Raw genomic sequence first — 2,386 nt, 5'->3', positions numbered from 1 at the left:
AGTCTTATGCGCGATGTTTATGTCGCACTGGGCGAACCTATTGCCGATGGTAGTAACCAATGGGCATTAAGGATTTATGTAAAACCATTAATTCGCTGGATTTGGTTAGGGGCAATTATCATGGCTCTAGGTGGATTAATTAGTATGCTTGATAAACGATACCGCATCAAAAAAATTAAAGCTCCGTTGCTAGTTACTGGTAGTTTGGCTACTTATGGAGTCAATGAGGTAGCTATTGAGCAGGCAATCTCAGTATCGACGATGTCGACACTAAAGGAGAAATAAATGACTATGTCGAATAATACTCCTGAGCAAAAAGATAGCCAAAACAGTAAGCAGCGTAACCCAAAGACAATGAAAAAAAAGCAGACGAAGCTATGGTTCTTAATTCCGCTTATCCTCTTTTTTGGTTTGGTAGTTATATTGTACATGCGCTTAGGTAAACCAACAGACATTGTGACCAATACCGCTCTTGAGCGTCCGGTTCCTACCTTTGAGCTGCCGTTATTAGCAGATACTACCCGTACTATCACCAATGATAATTTGCCGGATAAGCCGTTTTTACTTAATGTTTGGGGCTCATGGTGCCCAACTTGCGTTATTGAGCATCCGTTTTTAATGCAACTAGAAGAGCGCGGCGTTGATATCGTTGGTGTGAATTATAAGGATGAGATTGGTAATGCGCTCAGTTACTTAAACCGAGGCGGTGATCCATTTTCTATGTCTATTCAGGATTCATTGGGTCAGTTTGCTCTAGACTTAGGCATAACTGGTGCGCCCGAAACCTTTGTTGTGGATGGAGATGGCATCATTCGTCAGCATATTGTTGGTGAGATTAATGAAGCCAATTGGCAACAGCGTGTTAAGCCGTGCCTGACAGTACTTAATAAGGCTAATAAGAACAACGATAGTCCTGATCTCATTCAGGTTGAGGAGATGTGCAAATGAACGTTACTCGAATAAGAGCTCCTCAACTAAAACCCAATATAGTTTTAAAACTAGCAAGCTTAATACTAGCGTGTCTGCTTAACATGACGGCAAACGCAGCTATTGACGTATACGATTTTGACTCACCACAGCAAGAAGCTCAGTATCGTGGATTAATAGAAGAGTTTCGCTGCCCAAAATGCCAAAATCAAAACCTTGCAGCCTCTGATGCACCGATTGCACAGGATCTAAAGCAAAAAGTCTATGATTTAATTAAAGATAGACGTAGTGATGCTGAAATACGCGTCTATATGCAAGAGCGCTACGGTGACTTTATTAGCTACAAGCCGCCTATGCGACCATCAACATGGATCCTATGGTTTTTTCCACCACTATTATTGCTCGTCTTAATTATTGGTTGGTTTTGGCAAAGTAAGCGTCGCCAAGTTGTTGCCCGTGGTCAAAGCGGCGTCACAGTGAACAGTACTGCTGCCTTGACCTCTACGGAAAAGGCTGAGCTTGATCGTCTATTATCGCAAGCTGAGAGTGTCGACCACGACATTACTAGCCTAGAGGACAAAAAATGACTCTATTTTCTACTTTTGGCTTATTTGTAACTCTAAGCTTGCTGATTGCTCTTATATTTGCGCTGATTGCTATTATGCCATGGCTACGAGCACCGCGTTTGCAGTCCAAACCAATAGACAATCAACTGCTAGATATTAATGTTGCAGTATTTCGCGAACGTTTAGCTGAGCTACAAACAGATAAAGACAGCGGTACTATTAATAATAGCCATTATCAAAATCAAAAGCTGGAACTGGAGCGTCAGCTATTAGATGTGCAGCGTCAGATAACACCTATGGTCACCCCTGATGTCAAAAGCCGTTTAATTGTCGCAGCTTGGATCCCAATATTGGCTGCAATGGCGTATTTACTAATAGGCAATCGTACGCCCGTGTTTGATTTGTGGACAGCTGAGGACAAAGTAGGACAAGTGGCTGACGACCTATTGACAGCTAAAATTGACAAGCCGCCATCATGGGCGTTTGAAGATGGTCGTCAACTGATTAGCGCCATGCAAACCAATGTTCATCGTAATGCTGATGATCCTAATCGCTGGATGCGCCTATCCGAGCTTTTCTTATCTATGGAGGCAACTGATTCTGCGCTGGAAGCCTTATCTCGTGCCTATCGTTTAGCTCCTGAAAATGAAGAAATCGCCACCACTTATGCTCAGACTAGCTTTTTCGTTAATGAAGGTCAGTTAGACGCCAATATTCGCCGTGTATTACAAGCTATATTAGCTAAGAATCCGCAGCATGAACGGGCTCAAATGCTCATGGCAATGGGTGAGACTCGTAGTAGTAACTTTGCCCAAGCGCAAGGTTGGATTAAACGCTTACAAGGCAGCATTGTGGCCAAACCAGGTGATCATACTAAAGCTTTAGCAAGCTTA

Annotated in this window: 4 protein-coding genes; all 4 read left to right on the top strand. The window is 42.9% G+C overall.

The genetic code is table 11. The features are described 5' to 3' along the window. Nucleotides 1-285, top strand: a 285-nt coding sequence (locus tag ACQKCG_RS13860) for a cytochrome c-type biogenesis CcmF C-terminal domain-containing protein (RefSeq protein ID WP_427552166.1), incomplete at its 5' end; no start/stop codon positions are given. Continuing rightward, nucleotides 286-948 carry a DsbE family thiol:disulfide interchange protein gene (locus tag ACQKCG_RS13855; RefSeq protein ID WP_011513682.1) on the top strand — a complete coding sequence of 221 codons (663 nt, stop codon included), beginning with the start codon at nucleotides 286-288 and terminating at the stop codon, nucleotides 946-948. A gap of 83 nt (nucleotides 949-1,031) precedes the next feature. After that, a complete protein-coding gene (locus tag ACQKCG_RS13850) occupies nucleotides 1,032-1,514 on the top strand; it encodes a cytochrome c-type biogenesis protein (protein ID WP_020443538.1) in 483 nt (160 codons plus the stop codon). Beyond that, the coding region (gene ccmI, locus ACQKCG_RS13845; protein WP_427585495.1) for a c-type cytochrome biogenesis protein CcmI at nucleotides 1,511-2,386 on the top strand (876 nt) is incomplete at its 3' end. The genes ACQKCG_RS13850 and ccmI, both read left to right, overlap by 4 nt.

It is taken from the genome of Psychrobacter sp. NPDC078929 (genome assembly GCF_050267985.1).
Classification (GTDB): Bacteria; Pseudomonadota; Gammaproteobacteria; order Pseudomonadales; family Moraxellaceae; genus Psychrobacter.
The sequence above is the reverse complement of the archived record's forward strand: the minus strand, read 5'-3'. Positions and strand labels throughout refer to the sequence as shown.

What these genes read in the sequence shown, in the direction of transcription:
- ACQKCG_RS13855 (WP_011513682.1), top strand. Translation starts at nt 286, where the DNA reads ATGACTATGTCGAATAATACTCCTGAGCAAAAAGATAGCCAAAACAGT.
- ACQKCG_RS13850 (WP_020443538.1), top strand. Translation starts at nt 1,032, where the DNA reads ATGACGGCAAACGCAGCTATTGACGTATACGATTTTGACTCACCACAG.